The 20,656-nt window shown below is 45.3% G+C and carries 20 protein-coding genes; 13 read left to right on the top strand and 7 right to left on the bottom strand.

All coding sequences use genetic code 11. The features are described 5' to 3' along the window. Window positions 1-45 precede the first annotated feature (45 nt). Together MAQ5080_RS16360 and MAQ5080_RS16355 are read left to right on the top strand one after the other, a co-directional pair. Entirely contained in the window at window positions 46-1,134 is a 1,089-nt protein-coding gene (locus MAQ5080_RS16360) for a nucleoid-associated protein (RefSeq protein ID WP_067213169.1), read from the top strand. Then, window positions 1,109-2,305, top strand: coding sequence for a hypothetical protein (locus tag MAQ5080_RS16355; protein WP_067213166.1), 1,197 nt, complete (start codon window positions 1,109-1,111; stop codon window positions 2,303-2,305). Before MAQ5080_RS16360 ends, MAQ5080_RS16355 begins: the two co-directional genes overlap by 26 nt. A 673-nt stretch (window positions 2,306-2,978) precedes the next feature. Here the strand turns inward: MAQ5080_RS16355 and MAQ5080_RS16350 are convergent. Beyond that, window positions 2,979-3,953, bottom strand: coding sequence for a transposase (locus tag MAQ5080_RS16350; protein WP_067213288.1), 975 nt, complete (start codon window positions 3,951-3,953; stop codon window positions 2,979-2,981). A 185-nt stretch (window positions 3,954-4,138) separates the two neighbouring features. Here MAQ5080_RS16350 and MAQ5080_RS16345 point away from each other — a divergent pair, with 185 nt between their 5' ends. The 7 genes from MAQ5080_RS16345 to MAQ5080_RS16315 all read left to right on the top strand — a co-directional run bounded on the left by MAQ5080_RS16345 (window position 4,139) and on the right by MAQ5080_RS16315 (window position 10,713). Continuing rightward, a complete protein-coding gene (locus MAQ5080_RS16345; RefSeq protein ID WP_067213291.1) occupies window positions 4,139-4,912 on the top strand; it encodes an outer membrane lipoprotein-sorting protein in 774 nt (257 codons plus the stop codon). A 9-nt stretch (window positions 4,913-4,921) separates the two neighbouring features. Continuing rightward, entirely contained in the window at window positions 4,922-6,244 is a 1,323-nt protein-coding gene (locus MAQ5080_RS16340) for an ABC transporter permease (protein WP_067213294.1), read from the top strand. After that, window positions 6,241-7,515 (top strand): ABC transporter permease, encoded by a 1,275-nt coding sequence (locus MAQ5080_RS16335; RefSeq protein ID WP_067213299.1) that lies wholly within the window; start codon window positions 6,241-6,243, stop codon window positions 7,513-7,515. The genes MAQ5080_RS16340 and MAQ5080_RS16335 overlap by 4 nt, the downstream gene beginning before the upstream one ends. Window positions 7,516-7,527: 12 nt before the next feature. Beyond that, on the top strand, window positions 7,528-8,217 hold the full coding sequence (locus tag MAQ5080_RS16330; RefSeq protein WP_067213301.1) for an ABC transporter ATP-binding protein: 690 nt from the start codon (window positions 7,528-7,530) through the stop codon (window positions 8,215-8,217). Further along, window positions 8,214-9,431 carry a hypothetical protein gene (locus MAQ5080_RS16325; RefSeq protein ID WP_156496604.1) on the top strand — a complete coding sequence of 406 codons (1,218 nt, stop codon included), beginning with the start codon at window positions 8,214-8,216 and terminating at the stop codon, window positions 9,429-9,431. Before MAQ5080_RS16330 ends, MAQ5080_RS16325 begins: the two co-directional genes overlap by 4 nt. Before the next feature lie 137 nt (window positions 9,432-9,568). Continuing rightward, on the top strand, window positions 9,569-10,258 hold the full coding sequence (locus tag MAQ5080_RS16320) for a hypothetical protein (protein ID WP_067213307.1): 690 nt from the start codon (window positions 9,569-9,571) through the stop codon (window positions 10,256-10,258). An 89-nt stretch (window positions 10,259-10,347) separates the two neighbouring features. Then, on the top strand, window positions 10,348-10,713 hold the full coding sequence (locus tag MAQ5080_RS16315) for a hypothetical protein (protein ID WP_067213310.1): 366 nt from the start codon (window positions 10,348-10,350) through the stop codon (window positions 10,711-10,713). Window positions 10,714-10,910: 197 nt separating this feature from the next. Here MAQ5080_RS16315 and MAQ5080_RS16310 read toward each other — a convergent pair whose 3' ends face one another. From MAQ5080_RS16310 to MAQ5080_RS16300, 3 genes are all read right to left on the bottom strand, one after another. Further along, entirely contained in the window at window positions 10,911-11,375 is a 465-nt protein-coding gene (locus MAQ5080_RS16310; RefSeq protein ID WP_067213313.1) for an RES family NAD+ phosphorylase, read from the bottom strand. Then, the gene (locus MAQ5080_RS16305; RefSeq protein ID WP_067213316.1) at window positions 11,375-11,773 is read right to left on the bottom strand and encodes an Xre family toxin-antitoxin system antitoxin; all 399 of its coding nucleotides are present in this window, start codon (window positions 11,771-11,773) and stop codon (window positions 11,375-11,377) included. The genes MAQ5080_RS16310 and MAQ5080_RS16305 overlap by 1 nt, the downstream gene beginning before the upstream one ends. Before the next feature lie 110 nt (window positions 11,774-11,883). After that, window positions 11,884-12,999 carry an App1 family protein phosphatidate phosphatase gene (locus tag MAQ5080_RS16300; protein WP_067213320.1) on the bottom strand — a complete coding sequence of 372 codons (1,116 nt, stop codon included), beginning with the start codon at window positions 12,997-12,999 and terminating at the stop codon, window positions 11,884-11,886. Between the two features lie 327 nt (window positions 13,000-13,326). Between MAQ5080_RS16300 and MAQ5080_RS16295 the strand changes: the two genes are divergently transcribed. After that, window positions 13,327-14,400, top strand: coding sequence for a hypothetical protein (locus MAQ5080_RS16295; protein WP_067213324.1), 1,074 nt, complete (start codon window positions 13,327-13,329; stop codon window positions 14,398-14,400). Between the two features lie 140 nt (window positions 14,401-14,540). Here the strand turns inward: MAQ5080_RS16295 and MAQ5080_RS16290 are convergent, their stop codons facing one another. Further along, a complete protein-coding gene (locus tag MAQ5080_RS16290; protein WP_082861167.1) occupies window positions 14,541-15,668 on the bottom strand; it encodes a DcaP family trimeric outer membrane transporter in 1,128 nt (375 codons plus the stop codon). A gap of 736 nt (window positions 15,669-16,404) precedes the next feature. Here MAQ5080_RS16290 and MAQ5080_RS16285 point away from each other — a divergent pair. Both MAQ5080_RS16285 and MAQ5080_RS16280 read left to right on the top strand, forming a co-directional pair. Then, window positions 16,405-16,815 carry a hypothetical protein gene (locus MAQ5080_RS16285; RefSeq protein ID WP_067213329.1) on the top strand — a complete coding sequence of 137 codons (411 nt, stop codon included), beginning with the start codon at window positions 16,405-16,407 and terminating at the stop codon, window positions 16,813-16,815. 126 nt (window positions 16,816-16,941) lie between these two features. After that, a complete protein-coding gene (locus tag MAQ5080_RS16280; protein WP_067213332.1) occupies window positions 16,942-17,322 on the top strand; it encodes an MAPEG family protein in 381 nt (126 codons plus the stop codon). Between the two features lie 53 nt (window positions 17,323-17,375). On the opposite strand, the gene gvpU is transcribed toward MAQ5080_RS16280, so the two are convergent. Further along, entirely contained in the window at window positions 17,376-17,807 is a 432-nt protein-coding gene (gene gvpU, locus MAQ5080_RS16275; RefSeq protein ID WP_067213335.1) for a gas vesicle accessory protein GvpU, read from the bottom strand. A gap of 187 nt (window positions 17,808-17,994) precedes the next feature. Beyond that, window positions 17,995-18,270, bottom strand: coding sequence for a late competence development ComFB family protein (locus MAQ5080_RS16270; RefSeq protein ID WP_067213338.1), 276 nt, complete (start codon window positions 18,268-18,270; stop codon window positions 17,995-17,997). 394 nt (window positions 18,271-18,664) lie between these two features. Here MAQ5080_RS16270 and MAQ5080_RS16265 point away from each other — a divergent pair, with 394 nt between their 5' ends. Continuing rightward, window positions 18,665-20,320 carry a DMT family transporter gene (locus MAQ5080_RS16265; RefSeq protein ID WP_156496605.1) on the top strand — a complete coding sequence of 552 codons (1,656 nt, stop codon included), beginning with the start codon at window positions 18,665-18,667 and terminating at the stop codon, window positions 20,318-20,320. Window positions 20,321-20,656: the final 336 nt, after the last annotated feature.

Raw genomic sequence — 20,656 nt, 5'->3', positions numbered from 1 at the left:
GACAAGGGTTAGAGAGATTAAGAAATTTATTGAGGCGTTTTAAGTATGTTAATCAAACATGTAATTATTCATGTCGTTATGCGAAACGAAAAAACGGGTGAGCTTGATAAAACGCTACGCCAAAAAGAAAACTATAGCTTTGTGGATGACGGCCAAAGCAACGATTTAACTGAACAGCTAACCAATGATTTGGGTGAACTATTTGGTTCTGCCAGCTTGAGTGTGGGTGAGTTTGGTGTTGGAGGGAATGCTGACCTTGATCCCCCTTTTGAGCAAACCTTAAAAAAATACTTTGGGAATGGTACCGAATGCTCCAACTTTACAGAGATGACTCATAGCCTAGCCAATCAGTATTATAACATTCTGATAGAGGGTAGCTTGACCTCAGTAAAAGGCGGATATTTGGTCTTTTATCAATACGAATCTAGGAAGTGTGATTGGCTTGCGGTGGCAATAGTAAATAAAACAGCAGGCATGAACATTCAGGATCAATCTTTGAGCGTGGTTGCTAGCGAAATTCTTGACTTAAAGACGCTTCACTTAGCTGCGGCAATCAACTTAACTAAATGGTCTGTAGAAATTGATTCGCGATACATTCGTTTTAAAGCTGGTCGAGCAGCGCAAATAAGGGACTATTTCCAAAAGTTTATCGGTTGCCAGCAAGATAAGCACGCTGCAAGAGTTGAAACACAGACTTTAAAAAACGCCATACAAGAATTTGGACGACTTAAAGGGTATGATCCAGAAAAAATCGACTATAAGGTTGCTAAGGCTCATGAGCAGATTACCTATACTCAGAAGCCTCCAGAGCCCCAGCCTGTAATGTTGGGGCATGTTGCAAATGCCGCTTTCCCTGATGTGGCTGATGAGTTCGCTCGGTATGCTCGTGAACAACATAATCTACCAGAAGAACTTTCTATTCATAACCCTTCACTAAGGCAATATGTACGTATTTCAGTGCAAAGCAAATCATTAACCATGAGTTTTGATAGGGCAATGGTTGGCAAAAGTATCAATCTAGATGAGAATGGCAACGTAACGATATCGACACCACCTGATGTTTTAGTTAAAGAAATTAAGAAAGAACTGGCTGACCGTGAAAAAGACAATGATGAACCAACTACATCCTCTTGAGGCTTACTCAATTGTTTTCAATATGCTTGAAGACAGAGAACTTGAGGATGATGTGTTCAAAGGTTGGCTTTGCTTAGATGAAGAAAAAAAGGAAATGCTTGATCTTTTAGTTCAGCACGAGCTTTCATCTGGCTCCTACCAGTGTAACTTTAACGGTGCAGCCCTTGATCCTATCGATATTAGAAAAATCGCCGATAAGCATTTAAATGAGTCATTTAAATTTAGGGTTACTCTAGTCCAGCGGTCTCAGAGAAAAGCCACACCTATTTTTAGAGATTGGAATGACTTGCTTGGTTATCCTAACAATCTTAAAAATCCATTGCAGCAAGCATTTTTCACATCTTCCGCTCTAATGATTAGTGAGAATTCCGACGACCCTATTTTTCAGAACTACCAAAGGGTTGCAGGGCTTATTGAAGTTGTAGAGTTACTTATTGAAAGCAATGAAGGTAGTGGTCAAACGCTATTTTATCAAAGGCCCATTAAGTTCGATTTTGTTTTAGAGGCTGAGGATTTAGAGCATTCGATAGATATAGACGCCATCAATAACCTTCTTGAGAAAGACACTCATAAAGAAGCAGTAAAGAATCTAATTAGTGCACAAATTGTTAGTCGTGTGAAAGATATTCCTGTTGGTAGGCGGTTTGCGGAGCTGGTCAGAATTAATACTTACCTTGTGGCTGATGTGCTTCTCGATTATCAAGGTTACGTCGAAAACTATAGTTTTGATAAGGTAAGAAAAGAGTACTTAGAAAAGAAAACAGACTATATCAGTAAGATTGAAAACAGATTTGATGAAATATCGTTAAAGCTACTGTCGTTACCAGCAGGGATTGGGTTGGCAACTACCCAAATTGAAGCTGGCATGATTGGGGATTTGGCATTTGTCAAAAATGTTACTGTTGTGGCCACAGTCTTTGTGCTAGTTATGCTGCTTTGCATGAATATATATGGGCAGTTCTCTGTTATTAAGTCTATTAAGCTAGATTATGAAAGCGCCTTTGAGGCGCTTGAAAAGAAGTTTTCTGAAGAAAGTTCTGCGATTTCTACAAGTAAAAACGAAATAGACGAGAAATGCTTTTTTACCTGGTTAAAACTCTGGGTGGCAATCGCAGCATCCTTAGCGTTATTTGTAATTACTTTCATCATGCTAATCTATTCATATCGTTAATTTTAGTCTGATTAATTGAGACACCCATCTAAAAACGGTTTAATTGAGACACCCACCTTAAAAAGTGACTCGCAACTCAGTTCTAACCAGCACCAAACAACTAGCCAGTTTCAGCCGAAACTGGCTTTTTTATGCGTGTTAGTTGGGAAATTGGTTGCGTGTAAGTTAATTGAGACACCCACCTTAAAAAGTGACTAGCAGCTCAGTTCTAACTAGCGTCAAGCATCTAGCCAGTTTCAGTCGAAACCGGCTTTTTTGTGCTTATCTGTTGGGGAAGTGGCTCTATTTGAGCTGTTTTGGTGAGTTTCAGGCGAGCGGGGGCCTTACCGGTTTAATTGAGACACCCACCTTAAAACGGGTAAATCAAGACACCCACCTTAAAAAGTGACTCGCAACTCAGTTCTAACCAGCACCAAACAACTAGCCAGTTTCAGCCGAAACTGGCTTTTTTATGCGTGTTAGTTGGGACGGTTTAATTGAGACACCCACCTTAAAAAGTGACTCGCAACTCAGTTCTAACCAGCACCAAACAACTAGCCAGTTTCAGCCGAAACTGGCTTTTTTATGCGTGTTAGTTGGGAAATTGGTTGTATCTGCGCTGTTTTGGGTTTTTACAGGCGAGCGGGGGCCTTACCAGTGAGGTAATGGTAAAGTGCGGAGGGGAATGGCTAGTTTAGGCCAGTAGCTGTTTGGTTTTGTTGATCTTGGGCCTTCGTTTATAGCCAGCGTTTTGGTAGTAGTTGGAGAGAATGATTTCGGTGCCGACGGCAGCGAAGGTATGTTGTTCAAATTGGATGGCGATGGTGAGCCAGTTTTCTGATGGGATATTGAGACGTTGCAGTATGGGGGCAAAGGATAGGTCAATGCTGCCGCGTTTATCTTGGCGCACAATTCGGCCAGTGAGATCGACAAGTTCTAGGTAGTCTTCGAGTTTAAAGGGCAGACCTTTTGGTTGGTTTTCTCGTGGATTACCCACAAATGGATGCAGTACTTTTGGCTGTTGGTTTTGCTTGGCGCTGTGGATGCGCTTTTTGATGCTGGTGTAGTCCGAGGTTTCAGGCGTGTCGGCCATCTTGGCACGCACTGGGTTTAAATCGACATAGGCCATGCAAGCCATCAGTGCGGCTTCGTCCAGTAAGGCTTGGGATTTGAATCTGCCTTCCCAAAACCTACCACTACATTGATCCTCAAAGTTGGCTTGTCGTGCAATGTTTTCATTCAGTTCACGCAGAAACCAGCTGATATCCATTAGCCGTTGTCGATAGGCTTTGACGGTTGTATTCAGTAATGGCTGTAAGTACTCCGGCACCTGGCCTTGTAACATGTATTGCTGGGTGATCATGGTGCCTTTATGGATTGCGTGCCAGCGGGTTAACACTTCTTCGGTTGTCCAGCTTTCCGCGGTTTCATGATCGATAAATAGCACCAGGTGAGTGTGGTTGCTCATTACCGCATAAGCGCAAACCTTGATAGCAAAGATACGGCTAAGAAACAGTAATCGCTGTTCGATCCAATCTCTTCGATGTTCATAGCTTTTCCCAGTCATTGGATCTTGACCGCAGAGAAACGCTCTACGTACGCAGCGGGAAACGCAGTGGTAGTAGGGAGTATCGCTTAGACTGATGAGTTGTTTTCTGGGTTTTGGCATACACAAATACTCGTTCCTTGAGGTATTTGTGTAAGTTTAGCCTATAGCTGTATAAATATACAGTTATAGGCCTGATGGTTTCTTTTGGGGGAGTGTCAATATAGATCAATAAAAGCGTGATATGGGGTTGCTGTCGTATCGAGCGGTCTATACTCATAGCTTGGCATGTTCGTGTAGAGGTAAGGATGTCAGGCGTCTGGTGGTGGGTAAAGAGCAGGGCTCTGTTTGCATTGATGGTGTTGCTGCTGGTTCCGTCTGTTACGGCTGCTGGTCTAACGGTGGACGATCTGGTGCAGCATATGGATTCCCTCTGGCGTGGCAAAACCTCCAAAGCGGTGATGTCCATGCAAGTCAAAACCGAGCGCTATGAACGCACCATGAGCATGGCGTCTTGGTCGCTGGGGCAGGATTACTCGCTCGTGGTGATTCGTGAGCCGATCAAAGATAAAGGCATCGCCACCCTTAAAGTTGAGCAAAATATCTGGAATTACCTCCCTAAAATCAATCGCGTGACCAAAGTGCCTGCGAGCATGATGTCTGGCTCCTGGATGGGCAGTCACTTTACCAATGATGATTTGGTAAAAGAGAGTAGCTACGCTGAAGACTACGAATCTGCCATTTCTTTTACGGGGCTACGTGATGGAACGGATGTTTATGAAGTCACCTCTGTACCGCGTCCTGACAGTGCCGTGGTGTGGGGCAAAATCGTGATGATCCTTCGTCAGCAAGACTTATTGCCAGTTGAGGTGCGCTACTTTGATGAACAAGAAATTTTGGTGCGTACCCTGACGTTTGCCGATGAGAAACAGCTTGATGGGCGCTTGGTGCCGATGCGTATGACCTTGCAGCCAGTCGATAAGTCAGACGAATCCACTACGATTTTATATGAAGATATTGAGTTTAATGTGCCGATAGCGCCGTCCTTTTTCTCTCTGCAAAATCTGAAGCGCATGCGCTAGGTAGGGATAATGTCAGCCGTCTTTGCCCGTTTAAACATGTTGATGTTCATTGCTTGGCGCAATGTTTGGCGCAACCCTATTCGTAGTGTGCTAACGGTGTCAGCGTTGGCGGGTGGGGTGATCATGCTCATTCTGTATTACTCGTTAATGGCGGGTATTTCCCAGCAAATGATTCGCTTTGCCACAGAAATTTCCACCGGTCGCATCCAGATTCAGCGGCAGGCTTTTATCCAAGATCAAGATTTGTACGCGACGATCCCGTGGCAGTATCTCACCCAGCTTGAGCAGCAAAATCCGTCACTGCAGTTTGCACCACGTTTGTATGCAGCGGCGTTGGCAAGCCATCAAGAAAGCTCAACCGGTGTGCAGATTATGGCCGTAGATAGCCAGCGTGAACGACCAGTAACAAAGCTGCTCACCCATGTACGCCAAGGACAAATGAATCTCGAGCAGGGCATTGAACAAGACGGCATGACTTACGCTCCGGTGGTGCTCGGTTATCAGTTGGCACGCAATATGGGCGTGACCCTGGGGGATGAGTTAGTGCTGGTGTCGCAAGCAGCGGATGGCAGCATTGGCAACGACCTATTTCGAGTTGCGGGCATTTTAAAGCCCATTAACCCGACCTTTGATCGTATGGGCGTATTGATGTCCATCGAGTCTTATAAGGCGTTGATGTACTTAGAGACGGGTATCCATGAAATCATAGTCAACTTTGAGATTGAGCCATTACAAACATCCAATAGTGAAGACTGGTTGTCGACAATCCAACAGCAATTAATGACTCAAATTACGGCTCAGGAGCAAGCGCAGCCACTAGACAAACTGGGCGGAAAAGTACAGGTTCGCAACTGGCGCGAAGTTTCACCGTCATTGTCGCAAATGCTCGCGTTAAGTCATTCCATGATGTTGATGACTGGTGTGGTGGTGATGAGTTTAGCGTCATTGGGGATGCTGAATACCATGTTGATGGCGGTTCATGAGCGTCGTCAGGAGTTTGCCATTTTACGCGCTATCGGTATGAAGCGGCGCTGGCTATTGTTGATGGTCTCCTTGGAATCCTTGTTTTTGGCGCTGATCTCAGCTGTGATGGGGAGCTTATTAGGCACTTGGATGAGTCTACGTTTTGAACATCAAGGCATCGATTTTAGCGCTTCCATGCCAGATGGTTATGATTGGGCAGGGATGGTGTTTGAGCCTGTGATGCACGGCTTGCTATTGCCTGAGCATATTTATCAATCTTGTTTGATGATGCTAGTGATTAGTATGTTGGCGTCCTTGTTCCCAGCGTGGCTAAGCACGCGTCATCGTCCAGCGGAGAGTATGCGATGAACGCTCACAGCCATCTACCGTTTGTGATGTTGGTGCGTTTGGCATGGCGCAATTTGTGGCGCTATCCACGGCGCACCATTATCACCCTTTCATCCATTGCGCTTGGTTTTGGTTTGGCGGTGTTTTCCATTGGCTTGGGGGATGGCAGCCACAATTCGATGATTCGTAATGCCATCAAGTTGGGTAATGGACATATCACCATTCAGCTAGAGGGCTATCAACAAGCACCGGCCAATCATAAATTTCTGGCGCAGGGCATTTTGGCGCAAATGCAGTTGGAGCAACTATTGCCGCAGGATGTCATCGCCCCGCGTGTGTCTTTACAGGTGTTGGCGTCAACCGCGGCGAACTCGCTCGGCACAGCGATGATAAGCGTACAAGGGGAACATGACCCTCTGGTAGGTATACTGATACCTATGCTGCAGCAAGGTCAGTGGCTGGAAGAAGAGGATGAACGTGGTGTCTGGATCGGCTCGGGCATGGCGCGGCGATTAAAACTCAAACTCGGTGGCAAGCTGGTCATTATGGCGGGCACCCAGTCTGGGGATACTCAAGCGCAACTGGCGCGTGTGCGGGGTATTTATCACTCTGGAGTGGATGAAGTGGATAATTTCTTAGTGGTATCCCATCTCAATCTGGGGCAAAAATTTCTCGTCACCGAAGGCGGTGTAGACAGTGCCGAGCCGATGACGTCACTGGCGATTTATTTAACTGAGCCTAGTCAGCTGATTGAGAAACAGCAACATATTCAATCCGTCTTTTCAGGTCAGGCCATAGAAGTGCTGACCTGGCAGCAGGTGATGCCAGAGTTAGTACAGTTTATAGCCATTGACGATGCGGGTAATTATGTCTTTCTGCTGCTGATTTTGGTGATGGTGACGTTTGGCATCATTAATACGGTGTTGATGAGTGTGTTGGAGCGCACGCGGGAATTTGGCTTATTGCGTGCGCTCGGTCTAAGTCGCAAACAATTGATGTTGTTGGTGATGGTGGAATCACTCTTACTCAGCGTGGTGTCACTCGGCGCGGGCTGGTTGGTAGGTGGCGGGGCGCATTGGTGGTTTTCTCACCATGGGATTGATATGGCGTCGCTGATGGAGGGTGGTAATGCCATGATGGGCACCTTTATGGATTCGACTATTTACACTGAGTTATCTGCGGACCGAGTTTGGCAATTAAGCGCCATTGTCTTTGCGACCACCTTGGCCTCTGGACTTTACCCCGCCTATAAAGCGGCGCGTGTGCCGCCGGTTGAAGCACTGCGAACCTGAAGGAAAAGAGCGATGTCATTATTGAAACTACAGAATGTCAGTAAGGTTTACCAACAAGGGCAAATTCAGGTTCAAGCGCTTAAAGATATTCAACTTGAAGTACAGGAAGGCGAGTTCTTGGCTCTGGTTGGCCCATCCGGTTCAGGCAAAACCACTTTGCTCAATATTATTGGCGGTTTGGATGATAGCAGCACGGGCTCAGTCATCTTGAATAACATCGAGTTAACCTGCTTGAAAGAAAGTGAGTTATCCGATTTTCGTTTGTTTCAACTGGGCTTTATTTTTCAAGCCTATAATCTGGTACCTGTGCTTAGCGCGTTGGAGAATGTCGAGTTGGTCACTCTGCTACAAGGACGGCCTGCCAAAGAATGTCGCGAGCGCGCAGAACATTACCTGAACTTGGTTGGCTTGAAGGCAATGAAAGACCGCCGCCCCTCGGCACTCAGTGGTGGGCAACAACAACGGGTGGCGGTGGCGCGAGCCCTTGCCGCTGAGCCGCGTTTGGTGCTGGCCGATGAACCCACCGCTAACTTAGATTCTGAAAATGCCACGGCATTATTGGATATCATGCACCGGCTTTCCCATGAAGAAAAAACCACCTTTATCTTTTCTACCCATGATCAGCGAGTGATGGAGCGAGCAGAGCGGATTGTCAGCTTGCGTGATGGTCAAATTTACCAAGATCAGGTTAAAGGCGAATGATGTTGTCTCCTTGCTGGCAATATTGGTTTGTTGCGCTGGCACTGGTTAGCGGCTCTGCCAATGCACTAGACATAACAGGGCGAGCTGCATTTTTTTCCAGTCTACATGATGCGGATGTCAGTGATTATGGCTACTTAGCTGATGAAGCGATAACACAGGCGCATCAACAAAGTTTGCGTCTGATGCTGGCAGAGCACACCAATCAAAGTGAATGGCAAGCGCATATCAAGTTGCGCTCGCGCTATCAAAGCGTGCCGGTTGCGACTTATGGCAATGCCTTTCGCTATCAGGACTTATCCGATAACGTGCTCAACGATTGTGACGCTGATGGTGATCACTGCTACGGCTTGGGCTACGAAGTCGATCGATTGTTGTATCAACATCAATTTAGGCATTGGACGTTAACCGCGGGGAGGCAAGCCATCGACTGGGGCGCTGGGCGACTCTGGCAGCCGCTGAATGTCTTTGGTGCGTTTGCGCCGACGGATTTGGACACGGACTATAAAGCGGGAATCGATGCGGTTACGGCCGAGTGGTATCCATCCGCATTTAGTTCACTCAACGGTGCTTATGTGCTGGCGCCCAAAGGCTCAGGTTTGAATGACAGTGGTGCGGTGTATTACCGTCGTCAAACCGGCAATTTGGCGGAGTTATCACTTCTTGGAGGTAGCATTGTTGGTAATCCGGTGGTTGGTGCGGCTTGGGAAAGCAGCACCGATGCAGGGTTAGGTTGGCGTGTAGAAGGCACCGTTTTTTATCGCCAGGATAGCGATAACACCGGGTTATTTGCTGTTGCGGGGATAGATTACCAATTTCCTGACAGTACCTTGTTGGTGGTTGAAGCTTATCTCAATACTGAAGGCGCGCGCTTAGAAAGCGACTTGGATGCGTTGAGTGAAAATGTGCTAATCCGTTATGGCCTTGCGCCACAGCTTGGGCGGCAGTTATTGGGACTTAGTCTGCAACGGGATATTACTGGGCTTTGGCGTGGCAGTTACACCTTGCTTGGTGCTTCACTGAAAGATGTGCAACAAAGCACACGTTATTCCTTTTTACAGCAATTGGCCGTGACGTATTCGCTTAGCAATGAATCGGATTTGATGATGGCGTATGTGTATGGCTCCGGCAAAGGTTTGGATGCTAGTGACAATCCGCAATCTGAATTTGGTTATCTGGCTGACGCTTTTAACATGCGCCTGCGTCTTTATTTTTAGATCGGCTAGGGAATTAGTATGTCTATTTAAGGTCTGTATAAATATACAGTGTTCTGCATTTGCTATGCTTAGTGGTATGAAGTCTTGATCACTCGGCGTCGTTTTCTCAACTGTAGGCGTCCAACAAGGAGTACCCAATGCAACCTAAGTTTAAAGTTCAAATTGATTCGTTCAAAAAAATTAGCCAGATCGATAATGCTTGGTCAGATTCTGATTTCAAAGCCATGCTAGCGCTGATGGGCTTTGCTGACGATGTGGAAGAGATGGACTCGTCGGAGCTTAAAGAGATGTGCATGATGTCCTTTAACGATCTGCCTCATTCCGAAGCGGCCGCAATCGTATTAACCCATTTATTCCCAGATTTGACAGAGGGGCAAGTGGATCAACTCAGCCATGACATGCTCAACGAGCCGGCTTGGGAGCAGTATCCAGACTGTTTGTACCATGAGTCGTTATTTAGCGCTTATGCACTCTTACGAGCAGCGTTCAATGGCACGTTTGCACAGCCAACGGGGGTCAAGTTAGAACTGACCGTGACGGCTGACAATGAAGGCGACATGGCCATTTTTGATACATCGCCACATTCTGCGATAGTGCGCTTATTGGCAAACGGTCAAAGCGACAATGCGTTGATTCATCGTCTGTACGAAGATCAGATTCAAGGTGAAGCGTTCCCAGAAGCACCAGGCATCGTTTGGCAATTGCAGCAAGTGTCTGATAACGGCGCCACGCGCCAATTTACATTGTTAAGCTCACAATTTTGGTTTGGTGATTTTGCAGATGTGAGCACGTTCGAAGCGTCGTCCCATGCAGACTCTGATGTTTAAATTATTGTCGCTCGAAACACATATGGATTGGTGTAGCTTGTCTAATAAGATAAAATTATCAAACATTCATATTTATTTAGGTCGATGTTTTGGGTTTTTTTAATAACTGGAAGACGGCTGGTTACCTTGGTTATGTCATGCATGAGTTAGCGCTGGAGCAGGGTGCCTCGATTAAAAAGGGTGCCTGTCACTCTATTGTGAAGGCCTATGGCTGGAAACAATCTACATTGTTGCTAGAGGAGCTTAAGCAACGACTGGATGAGCCCGAAGCGTTCCGTGTCGTTGCTAAAATGATTGCATATTATGTGTTTGGCAGAGACTTAGGTGACCAGCACGATCAAACGGCGGCTTATGAATTTCTGAAGCAAACTGGTGCCTTGAAGGATTTAGACTGGTCAGATGTGAACGATCCGGTCGTGTCCAAATTGTTAGATCAGCAAACCCAAGTGGGTTAATTCAACTGAGGCAGTTAGTTATTGACACATTTACCTTAAAGGTGACTTATCACTCATTTCTAACGAGCTTCAAAGAACTTGCCAGTTTCAGTTGAAACTGGCTTTTTTGTGCATGTTTAGAGCCAGTTTAGCCATAACTTGATACTAATCGACTTCAGCTGTAGTTTGTGACAGCGGAAATATCCAGCTGTGATTGATTAGACTTTTTGTACTAAACGTTGATCGATACGAAAGGCTTCTCTTTGTGCGAGCGAAGTAAATTCTTTACAGCGAGGGTGGTTGGGATTCAATAGTGCACAGTAGTCACCAGAAATGACGCTGGGCACTAATAAGATAAGGCTCGCTTGGCTGTCTAACCATTCAGCGCCTAAATCCGCCAGTTCCTGGGGCGCTGGGTAAGCTTGCCAACTCTTTGGCAGAGCATCTTCTGGAAACTTCAGAATCAAATCATCCGGCACTTCTATGGAAAGCATGGCAAATTGATCGAGTGCACTGGCATCATGCAAATGAACGACCGTTTCAAGCAGACAAACCGATTTTGATTCACCAAGGTAGACGCAGCTGGAGCCTTTTGGATTCCAACGACCGCCATAAGTGCGCGCCCCGTAACCATCAAATGCTGTGTCCGCAAATTCCGTCCTGCACAAACGAAACAGCTTCATTAGCTCATCACACCATGTTTGATACGGCCGATAAGATCGAGCACGGCTTCTTGCCCTAAAGGATTCTTTGCATAGTCAGAAGGGGAAACGTTGCCTAAAGCAATCGCCGGTGTATTCAGCCATTGCTCCGCTTTTTGCGGATCTTGGTTAAATAAGTCCAACGCCGCATCTAAGACGCGTGCGCCATTATAGACTTTGGTGGCTGTGGCCCCTTGCCATTTGGAGTGTGATTTTTTATGGCGGCTTAACGTCGCTCGGTCGATACCGACCACTTTGACCACAGTCGCTTGCGCCAATTTTGAGTTTTGGACAATTTTATCCAAGAACGAAGCATCAAAGCCTTCTTCTAATTGCATTGAAGCGCTGATTGGATCACTCGACAACGATAAGGTTGCCATTAGCCCATCTCTTGCTTTGCCGCTTGGTTTGAAGCTTCTAATTGACATACACACCTCATTGCGCCTGTTTCATCTGCAACAAATATTGTAGCACCTGCATCGTTTTTAGCCTAGTAATCAGTGTCTGCTGATTCCGCATCGTGCTTCACTTTGTCTGCTGCCTCATCGGTCACCAAGTTGAGAGACAGAGCGTGTTCAACGGCATCACCGGCGTCTTGTATAAAGGCGAAGGGCACTTTGTAGTGGTCAAACTCTGCTACGGCAGACATCATTTTCTCAGAGCGTGCATCGGGTTTTAGATCACGAATGTAAACCGCTAAGATTCGATCTGGAAAGTCTTTGGCGACTTTTAAGTAGGCATAAACATCCTTTTGCCCGGAATCACCGATCAATACCAGCTTTAAATCCGGATAAGTGTTGAGGATGGTTTCTATACGATCCGTTTTATAGCTCTCATGGCCACTTTTAAACCAGCGATCTTCACGCAAACCGAAATCCTTCAGCAGCACTGGCCCCTTCGGTAGTTGATGGATATGAATAAAATCGGCAATTAGGTCATAAATATTCCAAGGACTACTGGAGACATAGAAGAAGGGATTATTCGCTTTGCCAGAAGTGCCTTTGTGTAGAGCGTTATAAAATTCGGATGTTCCCGGCATCAACTCTCGGGTATGGGCATTATTAAGCAGTACCGTTTGAGTGTGTCGAAACAGGTTGCTAGCGCCAGTATGCATGATGGTGTCGTCAACGTCGCTCACTACGCCAAACTCTGTGTGATGGCCGGGTATGGATACCTCAGCAACACTGTGTTTTTCGGCTTTAGGAAGCTTTGGATCCGTCGGTTGTAAAATCAGTTTGGTCCAAGGCTGATGAATGTGTTGACTGGTGGGTGTACGCCAGCAGTATTGAAAATAACCATGGGCGTCGGTCTTCACCGAACGCACTTCCGTGCCCAATATAAGGTTGATATCGGTGAAGGGGATTTCCTCACTTTGATAGCGACGAATCATATGCAGCATTTTTTTCCAGGGGCTGTCTTCAAGTTTACCTTCTACGCCTTTGGCTTCTAGAAGCCTTCCGGCAATCCACAGTTCATCTGGTGTGCCGTAGGTCATGTAAGGTTGCACAATGACGGGCGAGTAGCCGCGCCATCGTTTATAGCGATGCTTAAGTTTGTCGCAGCGCCGGCCAAAGCGATATACCCATTTTCTAGTGGTTTTTTGCATGGTAAGTCCTTGAATAACAGGTATTAACGATTGAGTTTACAAAATTCTTGATGAGGCTAACAGATAAGCCCGCTACAGTAAAAAACATTGCCAATGGGGCGCATGACAAGCGGTCAGTCAGAAAATGTCTAAGTGAATATTTCCCCTTATTGAGGAAACGACTGCTTTTAAATCTCGCTTGAAATAAGAGGTTCGAATAAGGTATAGAGCCTATGTCATGTTTAGTGCGTCTTAATTTTCTCAGCCGTTGCGCTTAATCCTATAAACTGTCACGGATTAGGCCGTAAAGTATCCTTCCAGAAAAATAGTAATGTAAATGGAATTCTGATGAACATTAAACCTCTTGCCATCGCTATGTCCCAGCGATATACAAAATCAGCCCGAAAGAACCTTGGTGTAAAATTAGCCACAACAGCTTTTTTAAGCCTGACCTTAGCCGGATGCTTGGGGACACAAACCAAGATCAATCCTGAGGTGGCTTACCAATACCAGCCGCTGCACAGTCCGGCACTTAACTTGATGCTTGCCTCAGGTACCATGGTTGAGGACGGTGAAGTGGTTGATATTGAGGTTCAACGCCCTGAAGGTGCGGGAGAACAGGCGATCACTTATCACAGTAATAGAGAATCAGCGGACAACTTTCATGACACCCTTAGTATGATTAGTGGTGGCATGGTGTTGTCAGGGGCTTGGGCGCCACCAATTGGCGTTAGTAGTGGTTTTCACGGAAGTATGATGCTGCTGTCTCTGCTGGATTCGCCTTATGTCCCTTCGTTTCTTCAGAATCACTTTGTGGCCTTTATGCCAAGTGATTTAGCGCCTTCGGAGAAAGAGGCTGCCATCCGCCTTAATTATATGTTGAGCGATGCGCTAACTCAGTCGCTGCCACAGGGTTTTGGCTATGAAATGTTTGCGCATGATTGGAAACCGACATTTGGTAGCGAAACAACCTCTTACATTGGCGTCTTAACTGGCGGTGAATGCAGTAAAAGTCAGGTTGAATTCACTGGACCTGGGGAGCAACCTATATATAGCGGCTGTGAGCTTACTTTTACCGCGAAGAGTGACCCTGTCATGATAAAAGCCCCTGATTGGATGGAGACGGAGCAGGCTTATCTGTTTCATCCTGATCTATATAAGGATCGCGGTAGCAATAAAGGCCTGATTCAATATGGTTTGAGTGCTGAGCCGGTAGGTGTGGATGGCATTCTTGCCTCGATTGAAGCGGAGAAACAAATTAAGAATAATTTAGGTGATCAGTTTGGTGAGCAATTACTGCTTAAAGTGACTGAACAGATGCCTGCTTGGTTCTATGTCTACATTGCGCCAACAAAGCAAGATCCGGTACCAAAGATTTATCAGCAGGGGCAGGTTTTGTATTTTGCAAAATATGCTGAATAAGGCTAAATGTTGGCTTTGCCAATAAAAAACCGAGAATGCCATGACAGCATTCTCGGAATGAAAGAAAACTCGATTTTCTAGATATCTCCCTCTCCAGGGGAGTGAAGGGGAGATATCCATGAAAGGAACGGTATGATTGTTTAGAAGCTGAATTTCGCTGTGTACATTAAGCGTGTTGCGTCGGCATCGCTGCCATCGAAGTAATCGCTTTTGAAGTAGCCCAATTCTACGCCCATTGTTACGTTATCAACTGGGTACCAGATGTAGTTCACAAATGCGTTAGAGTTGGCTTCGTGATTGCCGCCGACATTACCTAGGTCGCTGTTCATGTCGTCTAGGTCCATTTTGACTTTACCGTAAACGATGTTGAAGTCGCCTTCGCCGATTTTAGTCGATAGACCGATTGAACCGCCCCATGCAGAAACAGTTTCTAGATTACCGTTGGATAGGTAGGCATCTGTACCTGTATAGTCAGAGCCTGAGCGGTATAGGTAGCTGTTGGCGCCGTCAGAATAGTTAACAACGGCATGCAGAGTCACTGCTCCCATGTTGACATCAACACCGGTAAAAGCACCGAAACCAACCGCTGATTCATCGGTCGTACCGTCATCTAATGTTAGAACGCGACCCATACCAGCAACTACAAAATTCACGCCTTCAGCTGCTGAACCTTCGTAGCGTGCTGTGAAAACGGGTAGGCCAGTTTTTGTGTTAGCACTCCAGTCGGAAGTGCCATCGTTAACATTTGGAAAGTACTCTTTTTCCAGTGCGAAAGATAAGCCGCCATCTGTGTATCGGATTTGCTCAATACGGTCCTGTACACCGGCAATACCAGCGCTAGAGTCGATATCTACCGTAGGAGTCCAGCCTGTCCAGCTGTTGTAGTTTGACCAAGTGCGACCAACCGTCCAGTTTTTGTAAGTACCGTACGCTTTACGAATATTGAAAGTACCACCACGGAAGTGACCTTCAACATTGACGCTCACGCCATCTTTGTGATTTGCAGTAATACCAATAACGGATTGCTGATCTGCGTCGAAGTGGCCTTCTGCAACGTTTGCATCCGTTAGTTTAGCGAATGAGCCAGACTGGGTGGCAACACCAATGTCTTCGTTAATATCGTACACGGTGTTGAGCTGGGCGTAGCCATATACATTGGCTTGAACGTCTCCAGCATTGATATCAAACGCTAGGGCGGATTGTGAAAGCCCCATTGCTCCCATGCCAGATAAAACACTTAGAACCAAAAGCTTCTTGGTTTTGATCATTAATTTTTTCCTCTTGTTTACTGTCAAGTAAGTATCAGTTACTTCCACATATTGGGTTTGGGAATGTAACAAATACGTAAAACAACATAGCACGCTTAAAATATGCCCGACAAACGGCCTCAATCGAAAAAATGGTCAAAATAGAGTGTTTCAAGAGCGACTTATATGGGAAGGTTTAGTTATTTAGGGAAAGCTTGATTTACTCCGATAAGTTGAGCTTATGTTTCTATAAAGTATTGAAGTATATATGAAATTTAACGACTTATAGTGTTCTTGTTAGCCGTTGGAGAGGCTAAAATAGGAGGTTTTTGCATGAATTAAAAACGACATTTTGTGCAAATAACGACATTACTATTTTTATTAAAAAACCATTTAATAAAAAACTTTGCTTCATGATTTTGTGCTTTGTGTTGTTCTAATAGCGACTTAAGGCATGTCTTTGGCGACATGTGTTAAGTGGGTGGTTTTATCTATCTAGTGGGATAATTTCTATTGAGTTGCCATGTTATGCCGTCATTTTGAGTGATATTTAATCGATTAATATCTCTTCTTTTTGATTGTTTCTGGCGCCTATTGCTCGTTAGTAGGGCTTGATAAAAGGGAGAGAGGCAGACTTTTGTACATCATAATCAAGGTATTTTCTCAGTGTGGAGTGTGACTATCCTGCACAATAACTGCTTTTATATGCTGTCGCCCTGGCTGCACTTGGGGTGTGTTCTTGAATGAAAGGTGAGTTATGAATGAATTACAAGCTCAAGTTTTGGATCAATTTGAGTGCTTAATTGAGCACATGAAAGCGGTTGGTTACGATGATCTGGTATTGGATTACCAAGCGCCGACAGAATTACTGGCAGATGAGGGGTGGGTGTTACCTGTGATTGCCTTTAATGCCGACTTTTTATGGGCCACTCAATTAAGCCAATTGATCAGTCAAACGCGTGATTCATTCAATACACTGAATCTCTCTTGGTGTGTGACTGCGCACTATATTGAGCGTGGCAGTATGTCGTGGCGCTTATCTATTTCGGGTCCAGCTTATGACAATGCGCAAGCCTTTTGTAACGCGTTGCGCTCAGATTTGAGTCAGTTAATTGCCGATTTAGGTGGCAGCCAATCTGAGAGCTTTCAATACGCTGAAGCCGTATAAAGTGTGACTGTATAAATATACAGATATCTACTATGGTAGACTTGGCCTTATTGAGGTCAAGTGTTGTGCGGCTGATTGTTTACGGGGTAAGCTGGCAGCTTATACCTTTAGCAAGGATGGTGTTCTATGATTGCTCCGTTTTATGCGGCATTGCTGGCATTGCTGTATGTTTTTCTGAGTGCTCGAGTTATTAAGTTGCGCTTGAAATATCAAGTAGGGCTTGGTGATGGGGAGCATGTATTGCTGGCTCGTGCTATTCGTGTGCAAGCCAATTTTAGTGAGTACATCCCGTTTGCTCTGTTGTTGGTGTGGATGTATGAAGCCATGCAAGGTGCGTCCTGGCTAGTGCATATGTTTGGCGTGCTTTTGTGTGCTGGCCGAATATTACATGCCTATGGCGTCAGTCAACAAAAAGAGGTCTTGCTGTATCGACAGGGCGGTATGGTCATGACTTTCACGGTCATAGTAGTGTGTTCACTGTCTATTATCTTAAGCTACTTGGTTTAACCATAAGAGGAAATAGGGGGCGGGTTAGCGCCCCTGTTAATATGTTAGCGTAATTATTCGCTGTCGGCGGTGAGTGCGCCAAGAGAAAAACCGGCTACTTCTGATACTCGGCCTCGCCACCACACGCCACGGTTTTCTGGGATAGGGGTGCCTGAGGTGTGAAAAAAGTGAGCATTCTTTAAGTGAACATAATTAGGCAGCATGGCAGGGCTGCTGGCTTCACTGTAGACCTGGCCATTTTTAGCAAATGCTGTTCTGACTTTTTCCGCGGCTTCGCTCTCTAGGCCAAAAGAAAATTCCTCGCCAAAGCCTTCGAAGTATTCTTTGCCGCCAATCAGGGTTCCTGACACTAGGAAGCCAGCGACTGTCAGGGTGACATCGAAGGTCATCTTGCCGCCATTAACGATTTCGATCAGTTCCTGCAAAAACCAATCCTTGCCATCCACGTTTACCACTTCAGTAAGAGCTACTTTGTTTTCCTTCATGCGATCCCTACACGTTAACGTCAAAAACTATAGAATGAGATTAATAACATAGCTCAACTTTTAATGAGTTTAAAAGTGTATTAAGCCAACCAGTTAAAAAATTAAACAGTATTTTTGGGGCTGGCCAATGCTAAAAAGCCTTGCTTGTCAGTAAGGCTTTGCGAACACCTTTAAAAACCAGTGAGGTTTAAGTGGTTTCTTGGTCCAAGAACTCCTGATCGAGATACTCAATCGCGTCCTGCAGTGCTCTATTCACCTTGATATCCATTCTCGCCCGCTCCGCACGGGTGAGGAAAAATGCCGTATCGACGTCATGGCGGACATACTTGGTTGGCAGGTGGTTAAGCGTGATACAGCAAAGGTCTGCTAGATAGTCCTCGTCTTTTTCAAGTAGATCATTTGCTTCTAAATGCTCGAACAGCACTTTCTCGTAATAGTTGTGAAACTCACCTTCGATGGTCATGTTTGCCTCTCCAAAGTTATTGTTTGACCATTTAAAGATAGCAGGGGCGTTGGGAATTGAGACACGGCTTTTGAAAAGTTATGACTTCGGTGCTCAGTTAGCGAAATAAAACTTTGTCTCGTGATTATCTGGTGTCGTTGGTGGCTCAATGACCTTTGCTAAATTAATGGGGTAGTTCACTGGCTCAACTCGTGAGTGTGTGCTCAGCTGGCAAAATTAGGATATGTTTCTATGCTAGAATTTATAATTGAAACAACAGAATGGTAGATAAATTGCTTAACTAAGGTGCTGCTACTGATGCATCGCATAGTATCCGTTAGGTGACTCAATCTCAGTAATGCTAGGGCGTAATGGCCCCTTCTTGTGAGGTGATGCCTACTAGTCGAGGTGAGCTGTGGATTTAGATAGTTTGATTACAGTTGCTGCTATCTTTGTTGCTGTGTATGCAGTGATCCCAAGGATAAGAAGGCTTGAAATATCCCTGAGATTGGGGATGTTTGGCTGGTTGTTTCTGTTTGCCTCCATCGCTTTAATTGTTTTTTTACAGTTCTACGAAACCTTTCGGGCGCTCGGTGTGGCGCCTGAGTGGAATCTTTCTCGCTGGGCGCTTACCCCTTCCAAATTATCTTTTCTAGTCTGTCTCACCGTCTTTATTGTTTTGTCCCTTTACCTTTATTTAGGAGTGAAACGTCTATCTCGCTCCAATGTTTACCACTTTAAAGAGTACGTTTTTGAATTATCAAGAGAGAAAAAATATCATGAGCTGTTCACTCTGATCGAAACTAATGTAAAGACGTTGACACGTATTTATCATTCCAAATACCCGCTCTCGAGACTGAAAAAAAAGCTCGATGCCTTTGCTTCTGCTGAAGTGGATTTGCAGTCTGTATTGAGCCGCTTTAATAGCCGTGATTTAGAGGATGATAGCGTTTCCAGTAGTCCTACGACTGGTAATCAGAAGTTGGCGCGATTGCTGTCGAGTGTGCTGCCGTCCTACGCAGAAAGCTCGGAAGCGGCGAAAGAAATTGTTCATGAAATTATCATGAACAAAGCCACGGTGGCTTCCATTTCAGAAATGAGACCGTATTTCGCGCTCCGGTTAATTAAAGAGAACTTTGAAGAGAACGGAGAGTTTGTCGATTTGTATTTGCGTGATTTAATCGAAAACAAAAACAGCATTCTCTACCTTGAGCTACTCAACAACCAAAACCTTTCAAACCGATGTAATTACCTGCTGCCCCCAAGTAACAAGCTGATCCATTTCTTGTTTTCGGACTGCAACATAGCTAAGCAGCATTCTGTCTATCGGCCTGTCGGCGAGTTTGTGATTTCACATTTGGATAAGCTGTACATCCAGTCCTATGCTGACCCTTACAATGAACCCATGGGGGAGTTTAGCAAGGAGGGGAAGTGGGATTCTGAGTTGTTTATAGGGGTTCGCTTCTTTGACATCATGGTCTCAAAGGCGCTGTATCAGGATATAAAATGGCACATGTGGTTGTATTATTACTCTTATTTCGCCAATCGAATTATTCGCAACCTCTCGCCCAATGAAAAGCTGGTCGATCACTTCTCTGAATGGCCAACCCGATATCATTATATAATTTATGAAATGGTCTCAAATCTTTGTAACTGGATTGAGTCAGTCGATCATATTCCGCTTAAGCAGGAGAATGTGAGGCTGGAGAGTACCTCTCATGCCATTGAGGATGGCAATATCCCCAAAAGCAGCATGTTGGCGCTCAGCCAAATTGTAAAAGACATACTATTGAGCGATAAGTTTTCGTTTAAATTTAAGCTTTATATTATGGATATGGTGTATCGAGTCTATTTCTATTTGCGAGTGTTTGAAGCAAGTAAGCCTTATGCGGAGGCGCTGAGAAACTGTTTGAGAAATGCCGATTCCAAAGTGGGTAGGGATTCCTCCACTTACTCAAAGCTACTGTTTGATACGTTCCTCAAGTTTGATGCGTTTAAATATGGCGCTGAGCTCCAACAAGAGATGCATCGAATTTTGGAAGATGACTGTCTGCACTCCAAGAAGCTATAAGCGCGCATAGCGCCTAGTGAGATTATTACTTCAAATCTGCTATGCAGCCAACCTAGGGCGACTCTAGATACTGTATTTCCCCATCCTGCGTTGTATCTTTACGGTTTGTTTCTATGAAGGCTATATCTAAGTGTCTGAAGGACGTATGGCTTATTGTAAGTTGCTGAACAATGTTGAGAGAGGGTGAGCAAGGCAATGTAAGGCTGTGGTTGTAGTGGTCAACTAATTCCGGACAGTAAATTAGGTTGATTCTCTGCCTGAGCAGGTGGCATCCCGTTATTAAATTGATGCGGCCTGCGCCAGTTATAATAATTCATAAGATAAAAACTGAGATCT

It is taken from the genome of Marinomonas aquimarina (genome assembly GCF_900089755.1).
Taxonomy (GTDB): domain Bacteria; phylum Pseudomonadota; class Gammaproteobacteria; order Pseudomonadales; family Marinomonadaceae; genus Marinomonas; species Marinomonas aquimarina.
The sequence above is the reverse complement of the archived record's forward strand: the minus strand, read 5'-3'. Positions and strand labels throughout refer to the sequence as shown.

Excerpts from the sequence above, each read along its gene's own strand:
- MAQ5080_RS16280 (WP_067213332.1), top strand. The coding sequence starts at position 16,942 with ATGATTGCTCCGTTTTATGCGGCATTGCTGGCATTGCTGTATGTTTTT.
- MAQ5080_RS16350 (WP_067213288.1), bottom strand. The coding sequence starts at position 3,953 with ATGCCAAAACCCAGAAAACAACTCATCAGTCTAAGCGATACTCCCTAC.
- MAQ5080_RS16300 (WP_067213320.1), bottom strand. The coding sequence starts at position 12,999 with ATGCAAAAAACCACTAGAAAATGGGTATATCGCTTTGGCCGGCGCTGC.
- MAQ5080_RS16330 (WP_067213301.1), top strand. The coding sequence starts at position 7,528 with ATGTCATTATTGAAACTACAGAATGTCAGTAAGGTTTACCAACAAGGG.
- MAQ5080_RS16295 (WP_067213324.1), top strand. The coding sequence starts at position 13,327 with ATGAACATTAAACCTCTTGCCATCGCTATGTCCCAGCGATATACAAAA.
- gvpU (WP_067213335.1), bottom strand. The coding sequence starts at position 17,807 with ATGAAGGAAAACAAAGTAGCTCTTACTGAAGTGGTAAACGTGGATGGC.
- MAQ5080_RS16355 (WP_067213166.1), top strand. The coding sequence starts at position 1,109 with ATGATGAACCAACTACATCCTCTTGAGGCTTACTCAATTGTTTTCAAT.
- MAQ5080_RS16290 (WP_082861167.1), bottom strand. The coding sequence starts at position 15,668 with ATGATCAAAACCAAGAAGCTTTTGGTTCTAAGTGTTTTATCTGGCATG.
- MAQ5080_RS16320 (WP_067213307.1), top strand. The coding sequence starts at position 9,569 with ATGCAACCTAAGTTTAAAGTTCAAATTGATTCGTTCAAAAAAATTAGC.
- MAQ5080_RS16335 (WP_067213299.1), top strand. The coding sequence starts at position 6,241 with ATGAACGCTCACAGCCATCTACCGTTTGTGATGTTGGTGCGTTTGGCA.
- MAQ5080_RS16325 (WP_156496604.1), top strand. The coding sequence starts at position 8,214 with ATGATGTTGTCTCCTTGCTGGCAATATTGGTTTGTTGCGCTGGCACTG.
- MAQ5080_RS16305 (WP_067213316.1), bottom strand. The coding sequence starts at position 11,773 with ATGGCAACCTTATCGTTGTCGAGTGATCCAATCAGCGCTTCAATGCAA.
- MAQ5080_RS16345 (WP_067213291.1), top strand. The coding sequence starts at position 4,139 with ATGTCAGGCGTCTGGTGGTGGGTAAAGAGCAGGGCTCTGTTTGCATTG.
- MAQ5080_RS16270 (WP_067213338.1), bottom strand. The coding sequence starts at position 18,270 with ATGACCATCGAAGGTGAGTTTCACAACTATTACGAGAAAGTGCTGTTC.
- MAQ5080_RS16285 (WP_067213329.1), top strand. The coding sequence starts at position 16,405 with ATGAATGAATTACAAGCTCAAGTTTTGGATCAATTTGAGTGCTTAATT.
- MAQ5080_RS16310 (WP_067213313.1), bottom strand. The coding sequence starts at position 11,375 with ATGAAGCTGTTTCGTTTGTGCAGGACGGAATTTGCGGACACAGCATTT.
- MAQ5080_RS16340 (WP_067213294.1), top strand. The coding sequence starts at position 4,922 with ATGTCAGCCGTCTTTGCCCGTTTAAACATGTTGATGTTCATTGCTTGG.
- MAQ5080_RS16360 (WP_067213169.1), top strand. The coding sequence starts at position 46 with ATGTTAATCAAACATGTAATTATTCATGTCGTTATGCGAAACGAAAAA.